Below are 22,782 nucleotides of genomic sequence, written 5' to 3' on the forward strand. Positions count from 1 at the left end.
AAGGACTTTTTTGGGTCAGATTCTAAATACCTATTGATATAGGTAAGCTATGGCGGTGCCGGTGTGGACTTGGATCGTGGCCGTGCCCCTGACGACGTTGCTGATGCCCGTGTCGACCAACAAGCCCAGGGGGCTGTGGTCTAGCTCCCATTCTAGGCCGTGTTCGCTTACTACCGTCCCGGGGGCTATGGCGATGATGGAGAACGTCTTGCCTTCGGCGCCTTCGATGGTCCACGATTCGCCTGCGCGAAGGATGCGGGAAACCACCTTGTCCTCGGCAATCCATACTGGGGCGTCATCGTAGCCTGCGAGCAGCCCCAGTACGGAAAGCGCCATATCCGGGCGTCCGCCGGTGGCGCAGGTCGCAACCACTTCGGCACCCGGCCATCGACGGCGGACGGAATCGAGCGCCAGCGCCAGATCGGTATAGTCCTTGTAGGGGTCGTGGCGTTCCGCCTCAAAGGATTCGGCGGCATCGACCAACGCACGGCCCGCATCACTCACCGTATCGGTATCCCCCACATACACGTCGCAGCCCAGGCCGGCGTTCAGCAACGCATCGAGTCCGCGATCCACGGCGACAACGTGGTCGCACTCCCCTGCTAGCCTACGCAACAGATCCGCGCTCGCCACCACGGGCGAGCCGCAGACCACTAATACCTTACAAGCCACAGTCCTCGCCTATCCCTCAAACGCAAGCACGCGATCCAGATCCAGATCCTCATAGCTGCCGATAAAGATATCGCAGTTGGCGCGTACATCGTCGCGCTTCATGCGGCCGTGCGGGTCATAGATACCTACACGCTTAAAGCCAGCGACCCCAGAGCTCTTTAGGCCAAAGACGGCGTCCTCAAACACCCAGGCACGCTCAAACTGGTGCCCATGGCGCTCCTCCAGGTGGCGCAGCGCCAACTCGTACACATCGGGGAACTGTTTAGAGCGTCCCGCCTCGCCCGTGGTGGTCACAAACTCCATGTAGGCATCGAGCCCGGCGCCCGCAAGCGCAGACTTAACCAGCTCGGCCGGCGTGGACGTAGCCACGCACATGGCAACGCCCGCCGTTTTCGCCTGCTTCAAAAATGTAAGCAGCCCCTCGCGCGGCGGCACCTTGGAGTACCCATCAATCAAAATCTCGCTCAGCTCGCGATACAGCTCCTCGCCATTCTCGCCAATGCCCCACGTATCGTGGTATGCCTGACACTCATCCTCGAGCGACAAATGCTCAAACTGGGCAAAATCGTCGACCGTCACGTCAACTCCGTGGCGGTGCAATAACTCGGGCTGGGCATAGGCCCAAACGGGGGTGCTATTAACCAGTGTGCCGTCGCAATCGAAAATAAAAGCAACGTTGGGGGCGGCGGTCTGGGACATAAACGAACCTTTCGATGTCAAATGGTAAACATCCTGCTAAAAACGTTTTACCAAACGTCAGACTAACAATCTTGAATCCCTAATTGGTAAAACTGTCAAGAGTTTTACCACGGCAATTCTGCCAGTGGTCTAAACATGGCGCTTACCGATTAAACGTCGCCCTAAAACCACTTTCCTTCATAAAAGTAACGTACAGGTGTTATCGTAGTTTCTGCCGAAAGTTCCACCGAGCACGCGAGGTGGAACGAATCATAGAACTATCGCCGTCCCTTCGATTCGTGCAGCCTTGGACCTTTCGCATCTAGTCACCAAGGCAACACGCTGCCGCGTCATGATGGGATCAAACGTGAGCGATACAAAGCTAAAGCCAACGGCTAAAAAGCCCGCAACCCGTAAAGCTGCCCCGCACGCACCGGAGCTCACCAAGGACGATGTCTATCTATTTGGCATCGGCACGTGGGAGCGCAGCTGGGAAAAGATGGGCGCGCACCCCGACACGCAGAACCGTACGCGCGGCTGGCGCTTTTGCGTTTGGGCGCCCGATGTAAAGAGCGTGCATGTCATTGGCGAATTTAACGACTGGGATGAGGAAGCCAACCCGCTGGTGCCCGTGCATACGAGCGCTATCTGGGAAGGCTTTATTCCTGGCGCCGAGCAGGGCCAGCTCTATAAATATCTCATCGAGACCAACGAGGGCGAAAAGCTCTATAAGGCCGATCCGTATGCCTTTAAGGCCGAGTGCCCTCCGGGTACCGCGAGCGTGCTGTGGACCCTCGATGGATACCAGTGGAACGACGCGGCGTGGCTCAAGCGCCGCGCCGGCCACAACCACATGTCGCAGCCGCTGAACATCTACGAGGTGCATATCGGATCGTGGAAGCGCCACGGCGATGCGCCGCAGGGCGAGCCGGACGAGTACGGCAACTACCCTGGCCCTATGGATCCCTTCCCCGCGCAGCGCGGCGAGTTTTACACCTACGACGACCTGTCGGTGGAGCTCGTGGACTACGTGCGCGACATGGGCTATACGCATATCGAGGTCATGCCGCTTATGGAGCATCCTTTCGACGGCTCCTGGGGCTATCAGACGACCGGCTACTACGCCGCCACGTCGCGCTACGGCAACCCGCAGCAGCTCATGCACTTTATCGATGCGTGCCACGAGGCGGGCATCGGCGTGATCATGGACTGGGTGCCCGGCGGTTTTTGCGCCGACTCCCACGGCCTTGCCACCTTTAACGGCCACATGCTGTTTGAGCACGAGATTCACCCCAACTGGGGCACGCACAAGTTCGACTTCGCCCGCGGCGAGGTCCGCTCCTTCTTGGTCTCCAACGTGCTGTATTGGCTCGAGAACTTCCATGTTGACGGCATCCGCATGGACGGCGTGTCCAGTATGCTGTACCTCAACTTTGGCATCGACGATCCGGGTCAAAAGAAGTTCAACAAGTACGGTACCGAGGAGGACTTGGACGCCAGCGCATTTATCCGTCAGGTCAACTGCGCCGTGGAGGCTCACTACCCCGACGTGATGATGATGGCCGAGGAATCCACTGCGTGGCCGCTCGTGACCTACCCGCCGCAGGACGGCGGCCTGGGATTCCACTACAAGTGGGACATGGGCTGGATGAACGACACCCTGCACTACATGCAGACCGATTTTCCGTGGCGCCCCGGCAACCACGGCCTGCTCACGTTCTCCATCATGTACGCCTTTACCGAGAACTTTATTTGCCCGCTGAGCCACGACGAGGTCGTGCACGGCAAGTGCTCGCTGATCGGCCGCATGCCGGGCGACTGGTGGCGCCAGTTTGCCGGCCTGCGCACGCTGGCTTTCTATCAAATGACGCACCCCGGTGCCAAGCTCAACTTTATGGGCAACGAGATCGGCCAGTTTATTGAGTGGCGCTACTACGAGTCCATCCAGTGGTTCCTGAACGAGGAGTACGAGACCCACCGTCATCATCAGGCGTTTATCAAGGCGCTCAACCACCTGTACACCGCCGAGCCCGCCCTGTACGAGCGTGGCTACACCGACGACGGCTTTACCTGGATCGACGCGGACAACTCCAAGCAGTCCATCGTGAGCTTTGTGCGCCAGGGCGAGGACGTCGATGACGACCTGGTGATCTTGATCAACTTTGATCCGGCAAGCTACGAGAGCTTCCGCGTGGGCGTGCCGCGCGAGGGTGACTGGGAGGTCATCTTCGATTCCGACCGTCCCGAGTTTGGCGGCAGCGGCTATGCAGGCGAGGAACCCTACACCTGCTCGAGCGAGCCCTATCCCTGGAACGGGCAGATGGACTCTATCGAGATTAAGGTGCCCGGCCTGGCAGGTGTGGTGCTTAAGCGCCGCGGTCCCAGCAGCTATAAGCCGCCGGTAGTTGAGGCCACCAAGAAGGCTACGCGCAAGCGCACGTCCTCGGTGAAGCCCAAGGCCGCGGCCGCTAAGAAGGCGCCGGCCAAGGCGAAGGCCACGACGACCAAGGCCAAGGCTTCCGCAAAGCCCGCTGCTAAGGCTACCGCGACCAAGAAGCCGGCTGCCAAAAAGGGCGCTACCAAGGCAAAGTCTGCTTCTGTTAAGCCGTCTGCCAAGGATGCGTAACAATGCCGTTACAGCTGTAATTACCCGCCCCGACGGGGCGTAGGATACAAGTCATAACCGTTCCGGGAGAAACATCCCCGGGGGAAAGGAACGTATGAATAAGATCTTCGACAACAAGCAGGAGTTTACCGAGCTCTATCGCGATGCCGTCATGAGCATTAGCGGCAAGAGCGTCGAGGCCGCCAGCGACCTGGACCGCTTTAACGCCCTGGCCAAGCTCGTGGCCGAGAAGGCACGCACCGTTGCCACCAAGAGTGACGCCCGCGCCACCGCCGAGGGCAAAAAGCGCGTGTACTACTTCTCGATCGAGTTTTTGATCGGCCGCCTGCTCGACAACTACTTGCTCAACTTTGGCGTGCGCGACATGGTCGCCGAGGCGCTCGACGACATGGGCTTTGATCTGTCCGTCATCGAGAACCAGGAGCCCGATCCGGCTCTGGGCAACGGTGGCCTGGGCCGTCTGGCCGCGTGCTTCCTGGATTCCATGGCAGCCGAGGGCATTGCCGGCTATGGCAACGGCATGCGCTACCGCTACGGCCTGTTTAAGCAGGAGATCGTCAACGGCAGCCAGGTCGAGGCCACCGACGAGTGGCTCACCCACGGCTATCCCTGGGAGGTCCGCCGTCAGGACAAGGCAGTGACCATCAAGTTTGGTGGCCACGTCGAGGGCTTTGAGGAGAACGGCCGCACGTTCTACCGCACGGTGGACACGCAGGACATCCTGGCCGTCCCTTATGACATCCCCGTTGTGGGCTATGCCGGCGAGACCGTCAACAAGCTGCGCGTCTGGGCCGCCGAGCCGGTCGAGGAGCACTTTGACTTGGAGGCCTTCAACCGCGGCGACTATGCCCTGGCCGATGCCGAGCGCGCCGAGGCCGAGGCCATCAGCGCCATCCTCTACCCCAACGACGCCGGCGAGCACGGCCGTCTGCTGCGCCTGAAGCAGGAGTACCTGTTTGTCTCGGCCGGCATCTACAGCCTGCTCGACACCTTTGAGAAGGAGCACGGCGAGAACTGGGAGCTGCTGCCGCAGTTTGTGGCCATCCACACCAACGATACCCACCCCGCCATGTGCGGCCCCGAGCTCATGCGCATCCTCATCGACGAGAAGAAGCTCGAGTGGGATGACGCCTGGAACATTGTGACGCAGGTCGTGAGCTACACCAACCACACCATCCTGCCCGAGGCTCTGGAGAAGTGGCCCATCGGCACGTTCTCCAAGCTCCTCCCCCGCGTGTACCAGATTATCGACGAGATCAGCCGTCGTTGGCACGAGTCGTTCGACACCACGCAGGAGGGCTGGCAGGAGCGTCTGCGCCAGACCGCCATCCTGTGGGACGGCGAGATTCGCATGGCCAACCTGTCCGTGATCTGCAGCCACAGCGTCAACGGCGTGGCAAAGATCCACTCCGATATCATCAAGAACATCGTGCTCAAGGACTTCTATGCCCTGACGCCCGAAAAGTTCAACAACAAGACCAACGGCATCTCGCACCGTCGCTTCTTTGCCGAGGCCAACCCCACCTATGCCAAACTCGTGACCGAGGCCATTGGCGATGGCTGGCTCAAGGACGCCTTTGAGCTGGAGAAGCTCAAGGAGTTTAAGGACGACACCGAGTTTCTGAAGGCCGTGGGTGCCTCCAAGCGCGCCAACAAGGAGCGCCTGGCCGCCTACGTTAAGGCCGAGACCGGCTTGGTTATTGACCCCAACACCGTCTTCGATGTTCAGGTAAAGCGCTTCCACGCCTACAAGCGCCAGCTCATGAATATCATGAAGGTGATGGACATCTACAACCGTCGCATCGCCGATCCCAACTTCCACGTGACGCCGACGACTTTCATCTTTAGCGGCAAGGCTGCCTCGAGCTACACCTTCGCCAAGGAGACCATCCGCCTGATCAACTCAGTGGCCGACGTCATCAACAACGATGCCCGCGTCAACGAGGTCATGAAGGTCTGCTTTATCCCCAACTTCCGCGTAAGCAACGCCCAGCTCATCTACCCCGCCGCCGAAATCTCGGAGCAGATCTCCACGGCCGGCAAGGAGGCCTCGGGCACGTCCAACATGAAGCTCATGATGAACGGCGCCATTACGCTGGGCACCCTCGACGGCGCCAACATCGAGATCGCCGATCTGGCCGGCCGCGAGAACGAGGCCATCTTTGGCCTGACCGCTCCCGAGGTCGAGCAGCTCTGGGCATCCAACAGCTACTTTGCGTGGGATACCCTCAACGGCGACCGCGAGCGTCTGGGCCGCGTGATGGACGAGCTCAAGGACAACACCTTTGCGGGTCTTTCGGGCAACTTCGAGAGCATCTACAACGAGCTCATGAACAACAACGACCCCGACCTGGTCATGGCCGACTTCCGCAGCTACGTCGACGCCTGGGAGAAGCTCACCGGCAGCTACGGCGACCAGGAGACCTGGAACCGCAAGGCCCTGCTCAACACCGCCTCCTCCGGCTGGTTCTCGAGCGACCGCACCATTCGCGAGTATCGCGACGAGATCTGGCACGCATAAAGGCGCGCGAGCTCCCTTTGCCGCACGGCATTATTCGACGGGCGCGACCGAGCGCCGCGCCCGTCGCTAATGGGTTTAGGAACATCGATGACAGAAGGAGAAATCGATGAGTAAGAAAGAATGCATCGCGATGCTCCTCGCAGGAGGACAGGGCAGCCGATTGGGGGCACTCACCCAAAAGATCGCCAAGCCGGCGGTTAGCTTTGGTGGCAAGTTCCGCATTATCGACTTTTCGCTCTCCAACTGCTCCAACTCGGGCATCGACACGGTGGGCGTTCTGACACAGTATCGCCCCTACCTGCTGCATGCCTATGTGGGCTCCGGCGAGGCGTGGGATCTGGACAGCCGCGACGGCGGCGTGTCGATCCTGCCGCCGTACGAGACGCAGACCGGCGGTGCCTGGTATGCGGGCACGGCCGACGCCATTACGCAGAACCTCGACTACATCAAGGCCAACGACCCCAAGTACGTCCTGATTCTTTCGGGCGATCACCTGTATCGCATGGACTACCGCAAGATGCTCAAGACGCACATTGAGAACAACGCCGACCTCACGGTGAGCGTTATGCCCGTGCCGTGGGAGGAGGCCAGCCGCTTTGGCATCCTGACCACCGACCCCGAGGACGGCCGCATCACCAAGTTCACCGAGAAGCCCGATAAGCCCGATTCGAACCTCGCGTCCATGGGCATCTACATCTTCTCGGCCGACGTGCTGATCGAGGCGCTCGAGGAGGACGCTCTGGACCAGCGCTCGAGCCACGACTTTGGCAAGGACATCATCCCCAAGCTGCTCGGCGAGAACAAGCGCCTGTACAGCTACGAGTTCCACGGCTTCTGGAAGGACGTCGGCACCATCGCCAGCTTCCACGAGACCTCGATGGACCTGCTGGGCAACAACCCCGAGTTCGATCTGTTTGACAAGAACTTCCCCATCATGTCCAACATCACCACGCGTCCGCCGCACTACATTGGCCCGGACGGCCGCCTGGACGACTGCCTGGTCTCCAACGGCTGCAAGATCTACGGCACCGCTCGCCACTCGATCCTTTCGACCGATGTCATCATCGAGGAGCGCGCCGTGGTCGAGGACTCCGTGCTGCTGCCGGGTGCGCACGTTAAGAGCGGCGCGCACATCTGCCGCGCTATTTTGGGCGAGAACTCCACGGTCGAAGAGGGCGTGAAGCTCGGCTCTGTCGATACCACCAAGGATACGGCCGTCGTTGGAAATGACGTCGTTATCGGGAAGGGGGAATGATCCGATGATCAATCGCAAGGCCATCGGTTATATCACCGCTAACTACTCTTCGACCTACGGCAGCGTGCTGCTCAAGGATCGTCCCATCGCGTCCGTTCCGTTTTTGGGCCGCTACCGCCTGATCGACTTTCCGCTGTCCAACATGATGAATGCCGGCATCAAGACCGTCGGCGTCGTCATGCCGGGCAACTACCGCTCGCTGATCGACCACGTGGGCTCGGGCAAGGACTGGGGCCTGGACCGCAAGAAGGGCGGCCTGTTCATGGTGCCCGGCAACGCGTATGGCACCACCAAGGGCGGCATGCGCTTCCTGCTGCGCGACATCATCTCCAACAAGACGCTGTTCCAGCGCTCGGACAAGCCCTATGTTGTGATGATGGGCACCAACATCATCTTTAACATGGACCTCAACACCATCATCGAGGCGCACGAGAACTCCGGCGCCCAGATGACCGTGGTGTACTGTAAGGCCACGCGCAACGTCGATGACGAGACCAAGCTCGAGATTAACGAGAACGGTCGCCTGACGGGCGTGAGTGCCGGCGTCGTGTATGGCGACAACGCGTCTATGGACTGCTGCATCGTCAACCGCGAGACGCTGCTCGAGATCATCGACCACTACCAGGCCGCCGACTATCTGGACCTGCTCGAGGCACTCCAGGGCGACTTTGGCAACATCGACGTGTGCAGCTACGAGTACAAGGGCGAGGTCGTGGGCGTGTTTAGCGAGAAGTCGCTCTATCGCCGCAGCATGGACCTGCTCGACCAGACCGTGGCCGACCAGCTCTTCGATCCCGAGCGCCCGATCCTGACCAAGGCTCACGACGTGCCGCCTTCGCGCTACGCGACCGGCAGCCACGCGTGCAACTCGATCATCTCGGCCGGCTGCATCATCAAGGGCACCGTGCGCAACTCGATCCTGTCGCGCGGCGTCGTGGTCGAGGAGGGCGCATCGGTGACCAACTCGATCATCAACCAGAGCTGCATCATCAAGAGCGGCGCCCGAGTCGAGAACGCCATCTTGGACAAGAACAACGTGGTTCCCACCAACACCGAGCTTCGCGGCACGCCCGAGAACATCCTGGTGCTGGGCAAGGCTCCGTTAACTTCCGACACCACCATCGTACGTTAACGTTGGTACCGCAACATCGCTCGTAACATGTAGAATAGCCGCCCGGTTTGTGCCAGGCGGCTATTCTCGAATTGCAACATGGGAGACAATATGGCAGATTCCAGCAAAAAGATGCAGATCGTGTTTGCCTCGGCCGAGTGCGCACCGTTTGTGAAGACCGGTGGCTTGGGCGACGTGGCGGGCTCGCTGCCTGCGGCACTTGTGCGCGCCGGCGCCGAAGTTATCGTGATGGTGCCCAAGTACGCCACCATCAAGGACGAGTACAAGGCGCAGATGGAGCACTTCTCCGATTTTTACGTGAGCCTGGGCTGGCGCAACGAGTACTGCGGTCTCGAGAAGCTCGAGCACGACGGCGTCACGTATATGTTCGTGGACAACGAGCGCTACTTTGCGCGCGACTATCCGTACGGTTTCTTTGACGACGGCGAGCGTTTTGCGTTCTTCTCCAAGGCCATCACCGAGAGCCTGCAGCACCTGCCGGCCGGTTTTGAGAGCGACATCTTGCACTGCAATGACTGGCAGACGGCACTGGCGCCCGTGTTTTTGCGCGAGTTTTACCAGGGCCTGCCGCTGTACGACCGCGTCAAGACCGTGTTCTCGATCCACAACGTGGCGTTCCAGGGCCAGTTTAGCGACACCGTGATGGAGGACATCCTGGGCGTGGCGCATATTCCGGCGGCCGCCTCGCAGCTGCGTTGCGACGCCTGCAGCATCAACTACATGCTGGGCGCCCTGCGCTATGCCGACGCTATCACTACGGTGAGCCCCACATATGCCAACGAGATCCAGACGCCCGAGTTTGGCGAGGGCCTGGACGGTGTGCTGCGCGAGCGCTCCTATGCGCTGCAGGGCATTTTGAACGGCATTGACGTGACAGGCTTTGACCCGGCGACCGACAAGCGCATTGCCGCCAGCTACACCGTGGAGGACCGTTCTGGCAAGGCCGTGTGCAAGGCCAAGCTGCAGGAAGAGCTGGGGCTCGAGGTTCGCGACGACCGTCCGCTCATGGTGATGGTCACGCGCCTGACGCGCCAGAAGGGCATGGACCTGGTCATGTACGCGCTTGACCGCATCCTGGCCGGCGGCGTGCAGGTGGCGGTGCTGGGCACCGGCGACCGCGACTACGAGGACGGACTGCGCTACTTCCAAGACAAGTACCCCGGCACCATGGCCGCACGCATCGAGTTCGATCCTGCGCTGTCGCAGCGCATGTACGCCGCCGCCGACATGTTCCTGATGCCGTCGAAGTTTGAGCCCTGCGGCCTGTCGCAGATCATCGCCATGCGCTACGGCACCCTGCCGATTGTTCGCGAGACTGGTGGTCTAAAGGACACGGTGATCCCGTACAACGAATTTACCGGCGAGGGCACGGGCTTCTCGTTTAGCAACTTTAACGGCGACGAGATGGGCGACGCCGTGTTCCGCGCGGCACGCCTGTTCTGGGACAACCGCGATGCCTGGAACCAGCTGGTCACGCAGGCCATGAGCCAGGACTTTAGCTGGACGCGCTCGGCCGATAAGTATCTGGACCTGTACTTCTTTATGCATCCGGAGATTGAGAGGCCGGCGGCGGTTGTCGACGAGCCTGAGGCTGTTGCTGAGCCGGTGGCCGCTGAGGAGCCCAAGGCCGAGGAGAAGCCGGTTGAGGCAGAGCCCGCAAAGGCCGAGCCTGAGGTGAAGGCTGAAGTTGCTCCCGAGGCAGAGGTCGAGGTCAAGCCTGCTGCAAAGCCCGCAGCTAAGAAGACCGCGACCCGTAAGACGACCGCTAAGAAGACCACGACCACGAAGACCGCTGCGAGCAAGGCCACCGCTGCCAAGGCAACGATCACGCGCAAGCGCGCGACCGCCGCCGCCAAGAAGGCCACCGAGGTCGAGGCCAAGCCCGTCGTCAAGGCACCGGCCAAGACCGCTGCAAAGAAGACGACTGCGACCGCCAAGAAGACAACGGCTACGAAGTCGACGACGACCAAGGCTGCTACGACGAAGGCCGCCGCAAAGCCGGCCGCCAAAGTCGAGGAGACGCCTGCTGAATCCAAGGCCAAGGCAACCGTCGAGGCCAAGCCAGCCGCCAAGACCACCACGCGCAAGCGCGCAACTACGACGGCCAAGAAGACCACGACCAAGGCTGCTGCTCCCAAGGCGGAAGCTAAGGCCGAGGCCAAGCCCGCAGTAAAGGCCAAGCCGGCACCGAAGTCATCCGAGGCCAAGCCCGCTGCCGCCAAAGAGGAGCCCAAGGCCGAGGTAAAGGTTAAGCCCGAGCCTGCCAAGGAGACCCCGGTCTCCCCCGCCGCTCCGGCCGAGGAAAAGGCTCCGACCAAGAAGACCTCCGTCCGCAAGGCAACGGCCACCCGCAAGCGCCGCTAATCCAGACGATCCAAAACCTCATCAAACGCTAAGCAAGGGGCGCTTCAACCGGGCGCCCCTTCTCTGTAGATAGTTGGTAAAACGATTTTCTAGGACAACCGTTCGCCGATGGTAAACGGATGTTGTTTATACAGCCTGTGTACAACAGATATACTTACATCCTGTGCGTAAAGCCCATGGCCAGCAGGCCATGATTCTATTGAACTGGACCGTACTATGAGATTGATACACAACAGCCGCCTGCCGCAGTTTCGCACTCCGTTTGGCGCTGTGACCACTGGCACTTCCGTTTCGCTCTCGGTGATCTTGGAGGATGCCGACCCCAACCAGGCAACGCTCACCCTGCGCACTTGGGTCGATGAGATCGGCGAGTCTCGGTATCCCATGACGCACGAAGGCGACGGCATATTTTCCGTAGAGCTTGAGTGTACCGAGCCCTGTCTTATCTGGTACAGCTTTATCTGCAATATCGAGGGCCAGCCCGAGGTCCGCTTGGGCGCACCGCAGGGTCGCACCGGTGGCGAGGGCGTAACTTACGACTACGCCGAGGTGCCGTCCTTCCAGATTACCGTCTATAAGCACCGCGAAGTGCGTCCCGAGTGGTACGAGCGTGGAATGGTCTACCAGATCTTCCCCGATCGCTACGCCCGAGATGAAAACTGGCGCGAGCGCACGCTGGCCGAGGTCGAAAAACCACGCAACGGAATCCAGCGCCGCATGGTCGAGGACTGGAACGAGCCGCCCGTGTACGAGCGCGCCGAAGACGGCTTCATCAAAACCTGGGACTTCTACGGCGGGTCGCTCAAGGGCATCCAGGAAGACCTGCCTCGCATCGCCGAGCTGGGCTTTACAGCCATCTACCTCAACCCCATTTTTGAAGCCGCGAGCAACCACCGCTACGACACGGCCGACTACACCAAGATCGACCCGATCCTGGGCACCGAGCAGGACTTTACCGAGCTGTGCCAGGCGGCCGAGAAGCTCGGCATTTCCATTATCCTGGACGGCGTCTTCAACCACACGGGCGATGACTCGATCTATTTCAACCGCTACGGCAACTACCCCGGCGTGGGCGCATGGCAGAGCGAGGATTCTCCATGGCGCGATGCGTTTTATTTCCACGAGGACGGCTCATACGACTGCTGGTGGGGCGTGGGCAATATGCCCGCCATCAATGAGAGCTCTGAGCTGGTTCGCGAGCAGCTCCTGGGCAAGGACGGCGTGATCCGTAAATGGCTACGTGCCGGCGCTCATGGCTGGCGCCTAGACGTGGCCGACGAGCTTTCCGATGACTTCCTGGCCGAGATCAAAAAGGCCGTGCTCGCCGAGAAGCCTGATGCACTGTTGCTCGGCGAAGTCTGGGAAGACGCCTCCAACAAGATCAGCTACGGCCATCTGCGCCGCTATCTGCAAGGCTCCGAGCTGGACTCTGCTATGGATTATCCCTTCCGCGACATGGTCATCGGCTTTTTGATGGGCTACAAGAACGCCTACCAGGCAGCCGAGGATATCGAGACCCTGCGCGAGAACTACCCGAGCGAGGCATTGTCCTGCGCGCTCAACCTGCTGTCGAGCCACGACCGCCCGCGTATCATCTCGGTGCTCGGCGGCGGCCCCGACGAGTCGCAGCTGCCCGAGTGCGAGCGCAGCAAATGGCGCCTGGACGAGAACTCGATGGGCCTGGCCAAGAGCCGTTTTTGGCTCGCCACGCTCATGCAGATGACCTTCCCCGGCGTGCCTTCGATCTACTACGGCGACGAATACGGCCTGGAGGGTCTAACCGATCCGGGCAACCGCCGCACCCTGCCGACCAAGGACCAACTGCACGACTTCGATACGCTGGCTATCGTCAAGAACGCCTCTGCCGTACGCCGCGCACTGCCATTTATGATCGACGGCGAAATCAAGGCCTTCGCGCTCAACGACGAGGTGCTGGCATACAACCGCACGGGCAAGGATGGCGAGTCCGCGACGGTTATCATCAACCGCAGCCTGCGCAATTCGCACCGCGTGACGATTCCGGCGCTCGACGAATGCGCGAGTGACGTGATCAGCGGTCACGAGTGCGAGATCCACAACGGCACGGTCACGCTCGATCTGTATCCGCTGGGGTCGTCGATCATCTATCACCACGCCGAGCAGCGTCTGCAAGAGCCGCTCGATCACGGCGCGGGTGTCGTTTGTCACATCACCTCGGTGCCGACCGACGACGGCAAGCCCGGCACGATCGGCGCGCCCACGCGTCGCTTTATTGACCATCTGTCCGCTATGGGCATGCGCTACTGGCAGGTCCTGCCCGTCAACCCCACGGACTTCTTCCGCTCCCCTTACGCCGGTCCTTCGGCCTTTGCAGGCAATATCGACCTGCTACCCGAGAGCCACGAGGAGCTAGCCGCAGACTTTAAGACCTGGAAGGCCCGTGGCGGCGAGGATGCCGATCCGCTGTACACCGCGTTTAAACATCGCAATGCCGATTGGCTCGAGAAGTACTGCGTCTATATGGCCGTCAAAAAGTACTTTGAGGGCGAATCGCGCCACGATTGGCCGGCAGATGTTGCGCGCTACAACGAGCATCTGATCGACGACAAGCGTTTCCACGACGAGTCAGAGCTGCAGGCGTACATGCAGTACCGCTTTGACCTGGCTTGGTGCGAGCTTATGAACTATGCGCACAAGAAAGGAATCGAGGTCATCGGCGATATCCCGATGTATGTCTCGGACGATTCGGCCGATGCATGGAGCGAACCCGAGAACTTCTGGCTGTCCGATACCGGCAAGGCGATTGAGATTTCCGGTGCGCCGCCCGACAACTTTGCGCCCGAGGGTCAGGTGTGGGGCAACCCGACGTTCCGCTGGGACCACATGAAGCAGAACGGCTATAGCTGGTGGATGGATCGCCTACGTCGTGCGTTCTCGCTCTACGACCGCGTGCGCCTGGATCACTTCCTGGGCTTCCACAGCTACTTCAGTATCCCCGCTGGCAAGTCTTGCGCCGAAGGTCGCTGGCTGGCGGGACCGGGCAAGGACCTGTTTCAGACCGCCTATGACGAGCTGGGTCCGCTCAACTTTATCGCCGAGGACCTGGGCTATTTGACGCCCGGTGTTCGCGCCATGGCCTCGACCTGTGGTTTCCCCGGCATGGACGTGCTAGAGTTTGGCGACTACGACGTCCGTTGCGGCGTGCACCCTACGCCAGGAAAGATCCTGTATACCTCGACGCACGACACGTCGACGCTCGCGGGTTGGTGTACGCGTTCCTTTGCGGGCGGCGACGAACCGAGCGGTGTTGAGGTGGCGGCCAAGCTGATGAGCGATGCGCTGGCAAGCGACGCTCCCCTGGTGATGATGCCGCTGCAGGATGTCCTGGGGCTTGGCGACGACGCGCGCATGAACGTACCGGGCGTGGCCACGGGCAACTGGACCTGGCAGGCTGACGAGGCCGACGTTGCGGCCGCCGAGGGCAAAACCGCACAGCTCCTGCGCAACACGCATAGATTCTGGGGCGAAGCGTGATAAAACGCCCAATATAGGGTACAGTTACAGACGTTTGAATTTTTGCGGGCAGAGTAATCTGCCCGCTTTGTGCTGAAAAGGAAGAATTATGGCGCGCTACGATTACAAGTGCTCGAGCTGCGGCAACGTGTTTGAGGTTGAGCATCCCATGTCCGAGACCCCCGAGGTCGTGTGCCCCAGCTGCGGTGCCCCGGCGGCCAAGACGTTCTCGGCCAGCGGCATTAAATTTGAGGGTAGCGGTTTCTACAACACCGACCAGCGAAGCGGCGGCTCCAGCACCAGCGCCACGAGCGGCTGCTGCGCCAACTGCCCGCACAGCCACTAGAAACCAATCAGCCCCGCGACCGACACCGATCGCGGGGCTGATTCTTTAGCTACCCAGGCATCTATATGAGTTGCGGTGAAATAAGGAATGTTTGGCGGCTAGAAGCCGCTATTCAATCCCAATTTCACCGCAACTTAGTAGTTACTTGCGGACTAGTCTGGCGCAGAAGTGGCCGTCGTAGGAATCGGCATTTACCGGCACGCTTTGGAAGAGGCCTCGATCGTTCTGACGAACGGATACGAGCTTCTTGGCCTGATCGAACTCGGGGAGGTGCAGAATCTGCGCCTGAGAGAGCGGCTCCAGGCTAAAACCGGTGCCCTCGGGAGAGTTTAGGAACGCTTCCACGACCTGCGTGTTCTCCTCGTCGAAAACCGAGCAGGTGGCATAGATGAGCTCGCCGCCGGCAGCCACGCGCGCAGCGGCTTCCTTGAGCATCGTCAGCTGCAGCTTGGGCAGCTCAGTCGTAACGTCGTTCTCGGTCAGACGCCACGGAATCTCGGGATGACGGCGCATGGTACCGGTGCCCGAGCACGGCGCATCGATAAAGACTGTGTCGAACTTAACCGGCTCGCCAAGCATGGCATCAAACGATGTGAGCACCTCATCAAGCTCGCAGGCATCACCCGAAACCGTACGAACGCCCTGAATACCGGCCTTATGCAGGCGAGCGAGATTCAGATCGCACTTGCGATCATGAAGATCGAGCGCCGTATGCTGACGCTCATAGCCCGCACGCTTGGCCTGGCACATCATCACATAGGTCTTGGTGCCACGGCCGGCACCAATCTCAAGGCAGCTACCAGGGCGCGTGGCAGCTGTGGCGATAAGCTGCGCGTTGAGGTCAGATGCCACCGCGGCAGCACGCTCAAACACACCCGAAGCAACAGTAACTTGAGCATCGACCGGGGCATGGCAGCCCGGGAAAACAGGCGCGACGAGCTGCGAGATATACGGATCGGACTTAGTCGAAAAGGCATTCTCATGCAGGGACAACGGCGCGGGGGCCAGATTGCCGGCAAAGTTAAGCGCACCCTCTGGAGTGTCAAACGACGCCATAATGCGAGCGCATAGCCAGCGAGGTAGACCCATCAGGCGCGACAGACGGACCAAACGTCGCTCAGACTCATCCACATCGGACGCAGTAGCAAAGTCCTCAACGTGATCCGCAACCTTATGCAGTACAGCATTGGCCAAGCCAGCGGCGGACTTAGCACCGCAGCGAACCAGTTCAACACCCTGACTTACGGCAACACGGCCAGGCGTATGCAGGTAGAGCATCTCGAAGGCCGAGATACGAAGCGCCATGCGAACGCGCGGCGCAACCTTTTTGGGCTTATCGAGAAACTGATCGAGCAACTCGTCCAAAATACCCTGCGTGGCGGCCACGCCCAGCGCCAAGCGGGCGGCAAAAGCGGAATCGCGCTGGTCAATAGCCTTGGCCGATGCGCGAGAGGACAGCACGTCGCGCGCATACATACCGCGGCGATCGGCCTCCATCAGCACATCGAGCGCAAGCTTGCGCGCGGGAGACAGCTTGCTCATGACAAAACACCCCAGATAAGATCGGCACCCTGCAGGCCAGCAGCCCAAGCAGATGCGGCCATAGCACGTTTGCCATCGGGCTTAACCTCGAGCAACTCAACCGAGCCATCGGATAGGCCAAGGTAAACACGTTTGGCCTGAACGAGAACCTGACCCTCGCCGAGCGACACATCAGCCGGCGCAGCATCGAGCACGCGTACGGTCTTATCAGCAATCACGCAACGAGCAGGCGCGGTATCGGACGAAGCCAGTACATGGCGCACGCAATCAAGCGCCGCCATGTGCGGATCCAGGCGCATCTCCTGCTTAGAAATCTTGGCAGCATGGGTAACGAGCGCCTCATCCTGTTCAGTCCAAACAGCCGAGTCATCGGCAAGCGAAGGAAGCGTATCAGCCAACAGTTTGCCGCCAAGCTCACCAAGCTCCATGGTCAGCGCCTCAGCATGCTTACCGGCAACCGATGTGGAAGACTGAGCACAATAAGCACCAGTATCCACGCCATGCCCGATGCGCATGATAGAAACGCCAGCAACCTCATCACCAGCAAGAATGGCACGCTGAATAGGAGCAGCCCCACGCCAACGAGGCAGCAGGGACGCATGAACATTCACAACACCAAGCGGCGCCATATGCAGCACCTCATCGGGCAAAATACAGCCATAGGCAGCCACACAGAAAATATCAGCCTGGGCAGCCTGGAGCGCCTCAACAACCTCAGGCGTCATACGATTAGCCTCAATGACCGGCAACCCCAGCTCCAGTGCCTTAGCCTTAACAGGAGACGGCTCTAGCTTCTTACCACGCCCACGAACAGCATCAGGACGAGTAACAACAAGCGCAATCTCATTCCCAGCCTCAACAAGCGAAGTCAAAGAAGGCACAGCAAAATCAGGCGTACCCATAAACACAATACGCATAAAGAACGTCTCCTCTCAACCAAAGCCGAGACGGCTACAAAGAACAGCGGAAAGCCAAGTCACCAGTCCATCCGCAATAACATTTCAACAAGAACAAATATACCCAAAACCAAAGAAAGAGCCGCAATAAAAGCAACTCTTTCAGCAAAGCACCTATCAGCGAAGACGCCCATCCCTGGCCCGACGGCACCCGGGCGAAAAGGAGCACGAAAGCGCAGTCCCCTTCCGCCGCAGGGCTTAGGTTATTGCTCCACGCGCAGTTCCGCACGAGCCGAAGAGCACTTAATGTGCTCTTCGTGCGAGCAGGACTGTTTGAGCATGGAGCAATAACCTAAGCCCTGCGGCGGAAGGGGACGGTGGGACCTACTCCGTCTCTCCCGGTCGAGCGCCGCGGGCCAGGGCGTCCTGGTACTCCTTGACTGCCTTGATCCTCTGCATGGGCTTCAGTCGCTCGAACATGGTGTTGCCGTGCAGGTGATCAATCTCGTGCTGCAGGCACACGCAGAACAGGTCGCCTGAGGCCTCGTAGCGAATCAGGTTGGCGTCCAGGTCATACGCCTCGACGACAACGTGATCGGGACGCTCGATCTCGCAGCTAATGCCGGGGATGGAAAGGCAGCCCTCGCTAAACGATACCAGATGGTCGCTCTGCTCAACAATGACAGGGTTGATGAGCACGTACGGGTCGTAGTCGTTCTTGTCGCTGTAGTCGCAGTCGATGGTGACGAGCTGAATGAGCTCGCCAATCTGCGGAGCAGCCAGGCCGCAGCCGCCGTTCTCGAACATCATCTTCTTCATCTTCTCGGCAAGCGCCTCGATCGCCGGGGTGATCTCCTCGATGACGGCGCACTCCTGGCGCAAACGAGGGTCGGGCGACAGTACGATTCCGTTGGCTTCCATGGCCATCCTTTCAGGTAGTTACATCAAATCATAGGCGTCGACGTCAACGCTCACGCTCACGCCGCACACGGAGCCCACCTCTTTGAGGCAGGCGTCGATATCATCAGAGACATGGTACCCTACCGGCGACTTTACAAGCAGATGGAAGCGGTAACGGTCCTTGGCTCTCTCGATTACACACGAAGCCGGACCAAGCACCTGCGGCACGGCGCTCCCCGCCCGCAAAAAGTCGGGCGCGGCGGCATGCCAGCGACGCTTGAGGAGCTTCGCGATGCGACCGATATAATCCTGCGCATTGTCGCGGCTTGCCGACCATACCAAGATGTTGGCCAGACGCACGAACGGCGGATACAGGGCGTCGCGGCGCTGGTCCAGGTCGTAGTCGGTAAAGATCGAGCGGTCGTGCTCGGCGACGGCGCGAATGACCGGGTCCTCGGGCAGGTAGGTCTGGATGATCACCTCGCCGGGGCGATCGCCGCGGCCGGCGCGGCCCGCCACCTGCTCCAACAGATCGTAGGCGCGCTCCCCTGCTCTAAAATCGGGCAACTTCAACGCAAAGTCGGCATTGACCACGCCCACGAGCGTGACCTCGGGAAAGTCGAGCCCCTTTGCGATCATTTGGGTGCCCAGCAGCACGGCGCAATCGGCCGCATCGAACTGCTCGAGCAACTTTTTGTGCGCATCCTTGCCGCGCGTAGAATCGGCATCCATACGAATAATGGCAACGTCCTCGGGAAGCATCTGGTGCAGTGTGTCCTCGATCTGCTGCGTACCCAGACCCATTTTTGCCAGATAGCGACTGCCACATTTGGGGCAACGGCTCGTGGGCGCGGGATACGGCTGCACGCGCCAAGACGAACCACAGGTGTGGCATTGCAGCGTGTGCGTGCGCTCGTGATACGTAAGCGCGGTGGAGCAGTGGTTGCAGGTGGGGACGCAGCCGCACTCGCGGCACATCAGGAACGGCGCAAAGCCGCGGCGGTTATGCAGCAGCACGGCCTTCTCGCGGCGTTCGACCACGCGCTCCAAGCCCTCCATCAAGGGTTTTGAGAACATGGAGCGGCTGCCGTGAGAAAACTCACGGCGCAGGTCGGCGATGCGGACCGTGGGCAGCACGGCGTGTCCCGGGCGCTCGGGCATCTCGACACGCGTCCAAGTAGCACCGCTATACGTTCCACGGCGGCAGCGGTCGAGGGCCTCGGCAGAAGGCGTGGCGGAGCCCAACACGAGCGGGCAGCGGTAGCGCCGTGCCATCTCGGCCGCCACCTCGCGCGCATGGTAGCGCGGACTGGAGCCCTGCTTGTAACTGGTCTCGTGCTCCTCGTCGATGATGATGAGGCCCAAATCGCTGAGCGGGCAAAAGAGCGCCGAGCGAGCGCCGACAACCACGCGGGCCGCACCGCTGGCGACCATATCCCACTGGTCGAGACGCTCGCCAGCAGAAAGACGCGAATGGAACACAGCCACCGTCTCGCCAAAGCGCGAGCGGAAGCGGCCGACGGTCTGGGCCGTCAGCGAGATCTCGGGCACCAGCACACAGGCCGAGCGACCGGCTGCGAGCACGCGCTCGATGGCTGAGAGGTAAACCTCGGTTTTGCCGGAGCCGGTGACGCCGTCGACCAGGACCACGTCGCCATGGGCGTCAAGGCGGGCGCGCTCAATCTGCACGAGTGCCCGTTGCTGGCCGTTGGTAAGGGAGACCGGCGCTTTGCCGCTTGCCGAGGACAGCGTGGTCTGCTCGCTGCAGCCACGCCAGGCGCGGCGCTCCTCCACCACCACGACGCCGCGCTTTTCGAGCGCCTTGATGGTCGCCGACATACTGTTGTAGAGCAGGTTGAGGTCGCGCGTCGTAACCGAGCCGCACTGTAGCGCCTCGATGAGCTGGCGCTGACGGACCGCGGTCTTGGGCGGCGTGTAATCAAAGCCTTCGGGCGTAAGCATCACCCAACGGTTTTGGATGGGCTTGACGGCTGGACGTTCAACCGTCCACACGCCGTCGTCGCCCTTGACTACACGCGGGCTGCCGCCCGGGGGCAAAAACAGGCGCAGGCACTCGGAAAGCGTCGCGACATACTCGCGGCTCATCCAGCGTGCAATACGGGCAGCATCGGCGGTAAAGAGCGGCTTGCTGAGGAAGGCCTCGATGGGCTTGATGCGCGCAGGGTCGAGGACGTTGTTGCCCTGCAGGTCGCCCAGCCCAGGCGCAATGTCGACAATATAGCCCGCGGCGGCACGGTTACCAAAGTGGACCAGGACCGTGGATCCGATCTGCGCCTCGTTGGCAAGGGACCGGGGAATGCCGTAGGCAAATGGCTCGGACAGCGCACGCGTCGGGATGTCGAGAACCACGCTCGCGTAGGCGGCGACGGGTTCGGGTGCAGACTCGGGCTTTACCGGGGCAGCGGCAGGAACGGGCTTCACCGGAGCCTCCTCCGGTTTCGGCGAAGCAAACAGCGACAGTTGTTGAGCCATACACCACCTCTAACGAACGGACCTGAAAGGGCTGGGACAAAATAATCAGTAGTGTTTGTCCCATGGCCGATACAAGTGTCAAGCTTGTTGCGTCACTCGAACATGGGACAAACACTACTGATTATTTTGTCCCAGAAACCCACTCATCGGTACAGAAACAAGAGCCCCGCTCGGGGAGAACGGGGCTCGGATACAAACGTTTGCGCAGCGATTACAGCGCCATCGTGCGGGCGCGGTCGATGCGCGCCAGGCAATCGTCGCGGCCGACGAGTGCCATGGTCTCGCCCAGCGGAGGGCTCACCATGTTGCCGCAGACGGCGACGCGCACGGCCTGGAACACCACGCGCTTCTTGAGGTCCATCTGCTCGGGCAGCGGCTCAAGTGCAGCGTCGATGGCCTCGGCGGTCCACTCGTCCACGCCCTCGAGCGCGGCCTTGGCGGCGTCCAGAATGGCACCCATGCCCTCCTTGGCTAGGCCCTTGTTGACGGACTTCTCGTCATACTCGAGCGTCTCGGCCGTAGCAAAGATGGGGGCGGCAACGGTCACGGCGTCGGCCGGCATCTTGGTGCGCGGCTTGACGATGGCGGCAAGCGCATCAATCCAGTCCTCGCCGTACTCGACGTTACCCTCGATGAGGCCTGCCTCGTGCAGTTCGGGGACCATGATTTCGTCGGCAAACTGCGCGTCGGACATGCCGTTGATGTACTCGGCATTGACCCAATCGAGCTTCTTGGGATCGAAGGTCGCCGGGTTCTTGGAGATGCGGTCGAGCGAGAACTTGCTGGCCAGGACATCGCGCGGGATGATTGTGGTCTCGCCGTCGAGCGACCAGCCGAGCAGCGCCAGATAGTTGACAAAGGCATCGGACAGGTAACCGGCGTCGCGGTACTCCTCCACCGAGGTGGCGCCGTGGCGCTTGGAAAGCTTTTTGCCGTCGGCACCCAAGATCATGGAGATGTGGGCGAACGTGGGCACGGGCGCGCCGAGGGCCTCGTAGACCATGACCTGGCGCGGGGTGTTGGAGAGGTGGTCGTCGCCGCGAATGACGTGGGTGATCTTCATCATGGCGTCGTCGACGACGGTCGCGAAGTTGTACGTGGGCGTGCCGTCGGCGCGGAAGATGACAAAGTCGTCGAGCTCCTTGGCGTCGAAGGTCACCTCGCCGTGGACGGCATCGTGGATGACGACGTCGCCACGGTCCTCGGGCACCTTGATGCGTAGGACGTAGGGCTCGCCGGCCTCGATGCGGCGACGGGCCTCCTCGGGATCAAGATCGCGGCAACGGCGCTGATAGCCCTGAAAGGGGTCCTTGCGCTCCTGCGCGGCCTTGCGATCGGCGTCGAGCTGCTCCTTGGTGCAGAAGCAGGGATAGGCCTTGCCCTCGTCCCAAAGCTTCTGGGCGGCCTGCTTGTACAGGTCCAGGCGCTCGGTCTGGGCATAGGGACCATAGTCGCCGCCCACCTCGGGACCCTCGTCCCAGTCCAGGCCCAGCCAGCGCATGGCTCGCAGGATGATCTGCGTGTTCTCGTCGGTGGAACGGGTGGGATCGGTGTCGTCGATGCGCAGGATGAACGTACCGCCGTTTGCGCGGGCGAAAGCCCAGTTATAGATAGCGGTGCGGGCGCCGCCGATGTGCAGCTTGCCCGTCGGTGAGGGTGCAAAGCGGACGCGAACGTCTGATGCCATGGAAATCTCCTCGATTGCAGGATGGATGTCTAACCGCACCAGTATAAAGCAACAATGCCCACCTCCGCACAAAGGGCACCGACCTAGCCATTGGGGACAGTCTTAAATGACTAGTCGTTGTAGTCATTGGGGACATTCTTGATTTAAGACTGGTCATTTAAGTCTGTCCCCAATGAGT

The 22,782-nt window shown here is 60.8% G+C and carries 14 protein-coding genes; 7 read left to right on the forward strand and 7 right to left on the reverse strand.

Annotated features, from left to right (window positions below; all coding sequences use genetic code 11):
* Window positions 1-30 precede the first annotated feature (30 nt).
* Window positions 31-672 carry a thiamine diphosphokinase gene (locus I2H81_RS06770; protein WP_195645000.1) on the reverse strand — a complete coding sequence of 214 codons (642 nt, stop codon included), beginning with the start codon at window positions 670-672 and terminating at the stop codon, window positions 31-33.
* A gap of 9 nt (window positions 673-681) precedes the next feature.
* The gene (locus I2H81_RS06775) at window positions 682-1,371 is read right to left on the reverse strand and encodes an HAD family hydrolase (protein WP_195645001.1); all 690 of its coding nucleotides are present in this window, start codon (window positions 1,369-1,371) and stop codon (window positions 682-684) included.
* Window positions 1,372-1,702: 331 nt separating this feature from the next.
* Between I2H81_RS06775 and glgB the strand changes: the two genes are divergently transcribed.
* The 7 genes from glgB (at window position 1,703) to I2H81_RS06810 (ending at window position 15,086) form a co-directional block, all read left to right on the forward strand.
* Window positions 1,703-3,976 (forward strand): 1,4-alpha-glucan branching protein GlgB, encoded by a 2,274-nt coding sequence (glgB, locus tag I2H81_RS06780; RefSeq protein ID WP_195645095.1) that lies wholly within the window; start codon window positions 1,703-1,705, stop codon window positions 3,974-3,976.
* 94 nt (window positions 3,977-4,070) lie between these two features.
* Window positions 4,071-6,497 carry a glycogen/starch/alpha-glucan phosphorylase gene (locus I2H81_RS06785; protein ID WP_195645002.1) on the forward strand — a complete coding sequence of 809 codons (2,427 nt, stop codon included), beginning with the start codon at window positions 4,071-4,073 and terminating at the stop codon, window positions 6,495-6,497.
* Between the two features lie 106 nt (window positions 6,498-6,603).
* Window positions 6,604-7,752, forward strand: coding sequence for a glucose-1-phosphate adenylyltransferase (locus I2H81_RS06790; protein WP_148331385.1), 1,149 nt, complete (start codon window positions 6,604-6,606; stop codon window positions 7,750-7,752).
* Between the two features lie 4 nt (window positions 7,753-7,756).
* Window positions 7,757-8,884: a glucose-1-phosphate adenylyltransferase subunit GlgD gene (gene glgD, locus I2H81_RS06795; protein ID WP_117735092.1), complete on the forward strand. Its 1,128-nt coding sequence runs from the start codon at window positions 7,757-7,759 to the stop codon at window positions 8,882-8,884.
* 90 nt (window positions 8,885-8,974) lie between these two features.
* On the forward strand, window positions 8,975-11,248 hold the full coding sequence (gene glgA / locus I2H81_RS06800) for a glycogen synthase GlgA (RefSeq protein ID WP_195645003.1): 2,274 nt from the start codon (window positions 8,975-8,977) through the stop codon (window positions 11,246-11,248).
* Window positions 11,249-11,464: 216 nt separating this feature from the next.
* Window positions 11,465-14,761 carry a 4-alpha-glucanotransferase gene (locus tag I2H81_RS06805; protein WP_195645004.1) on the forward strand — a complete coding sequence of 1,099 codons (3,297 nt, stop codon included), beginning with the start codon at window positions 11,465-11,467 and terminating at the stop codon, window positions 14,759-14,761.
* Window positions 14,762-14,849: 88 nt separating this feature from the next.
* A complete protein-coding gene (locus I2H81_RS06810; RefSeq protein WP_055310612.1) occupies window positions 14,850-15,086 on the forward strand; it encodes an FmdB family zinc ribbon protein in 237 nt (78 codons plus the stop codon).
* A 141-nt stretch (window positions 15,087-15,227) separates the two neighbouring features.
* Here I2H81_RS06810 and I2H81_RS06815 read toward each other — a convergent pair whose 3' ends face one another.
* From I2H81_RS06815 to gltX, 5 genes are all read right to left on the reverse strand, one after another.
* Window positions 15,228-16,628 (reverse strand): RsmB/NOP family class I SAM-dependent RNA methyltransferase, encoded by a 1,401-nt coding sequence (locus I2H81_RS06815; RefSeq protein WP_195645005.1) that lies wholly within the window; start codon window positions 16,626-16,628, stop codon window positions 15,228-15,230.
* On the reverse strand, window positions 16,625-17,545 hold the full coding sequence (fmt, locus tag I2H81_RS06820; RefSeq protein WP_195645006.1) for a methionyl-tRNA formyltransferase: 921 nt from the start codon (window positions 17,543-17,545) through the stop codon (window positions 16,625-16,627). Before fmt ends, I2H81_RS06815 begins: the two co-directional genes overlap by 4 nt.
* Before the next feature lie 363 nt (window positions 17,546-17,908).
* Complete coding sequence (def, locus tag I2H81_RS06825; RefSeq protein ID WP_195645007.1) at window positions 17,909-18,445, reverse strand: peptide deformylase; 537 nt, start codon at window positions 18,443-18,445, stop codon at window positions 17,909-17,911.
* An 18-nt stretch (window positions 18,446-18,463) separates the two neighbouring features.
* Window positions 18,464-20,917 (reverse strand): replication restart helicase PriA, encoded by a 2,454-nt coding sequence (priA, locus tag I2H81_RS06830; protein WP_195645008.1) that lies wholly within the window; start codon window positions 20,915-20,917, stop codon window positions 18,464-18,466.
* Window positions 20,918-21,128: 211 nt separating this feature from the next.
* Entirely contained in the window at window positions 21,129-22,604 is a 1,476-nt protein-coding gene (gltX, locus tag I2H81_RS06835; RefSeq protein ID WP_195645009.1) for a glutamate--tRNA ligase, read from the reverse strand.
* Window positions 22,605-22,782 lie beyond the last annotated feature (178 nt).

Origin of the sequence: Collinsella aerofaciens (genome assembly GCF_015561195.1) — a bacterium.
Classification (GTDB): Bacteria; Actinomycetota; Coriobacteriia; order Coriobacteriales; family Coriobacteriaceae; genus Collinsella; species Collinsella aerofaciens_AC.

Excerpts from the sequence above, each read along its gene's own strand:
- I2H81_RS06805 (WP_195645004.1), top strand. The coding sequence starts at position 11,465 with ATGAGATTGATACACAACAGCCGCCTGCCGCAGTTTCGCACTCCGTTT.
- glgA (WP_195645003.1), top strand. The coding sequence starts at position 8,975 with ATGGCAGATTCCAGCAAAAAGATGCAGATCGTGTTTGCCTCGGCCGAG.
- glgB (WP_195645095.1), top strand. The coding sequence starts at position 1,703 with ATGATGGGATCAAACGTGAGCGATACAAAGCTAAAGCCAACGGCTAAA.
- I2H81_RS06785 (WP_195645002.1), top strand. The coding sequence starts at position 4,071 with ATGAATAAGATCTTCGACAACAAGCAGGAGTTTACCGAGCTCTATCGC.
- fmt (WP_195645006.1), bottom strand. The coding sequence starts at position 17,545 with ATGCGTATTGTGTTTATGGGTACGCCTGATTTTGCTGTGCCTTCTTTG.
- priA (WP_195645008.1), bottom strand. The coding sequence starts at position 20,917 with ATGGCTCAACAACTGTCGCTGTTTGCTTCGCCGAAACCGGAGGAGGCT.
- I2H81_RS06790 (WP_148331385.1), top strand. The coding sequence starts at position 6,604 with ATGAGTAAGAAAGAATGCATCGCGATGCTCCTCGCAGGAGGACAGGGC.
- I2H81_RS06775 (WP_195645001.1), bottom strand. The coding sequence starts at position 1,371 with ATGTCCCAGACCGCCGCCCCCAACGTTGCTTTTATTTTCGATTGCGAC.
- def (WP_195645007.1), bottom strand. The coding sequence starts at position 18,445 with ATGGAAGCCAACGGAATCGTACTGTCGCCCGACCCTCGTTTGCGCCAG.
- gltX (WP_195645009.1), bottom strand. The coding sequence starts at position 22,604 with ATGGCATCAGACGTTCGCGTCCGCTTTGCACCCTCACCGACGGGCAAG.
- I2H81_RS06810 (WP_055310612.1), top strand. The coding sequence starts at position 14,850 with ATGGCGCGCTACGATTACAAGTGCTCGAGCTGCGGCAACGTGTTTGAG.
- I2H81_RS06815 (WP_195645005.1), bottom strand. The coding sequence starts at position 16,628 with ATGAGCAAGCTGTCTCCCGCGCGCAAGCTTGCGCTCGATGTGCTGATG.
- glgD (WP_117735092.1), top strand. The coding sequence starts at position 7,757 with ATGATCAATCGCAAGGCCATCGGTTATATCACCGCTAACTACTCTTCG.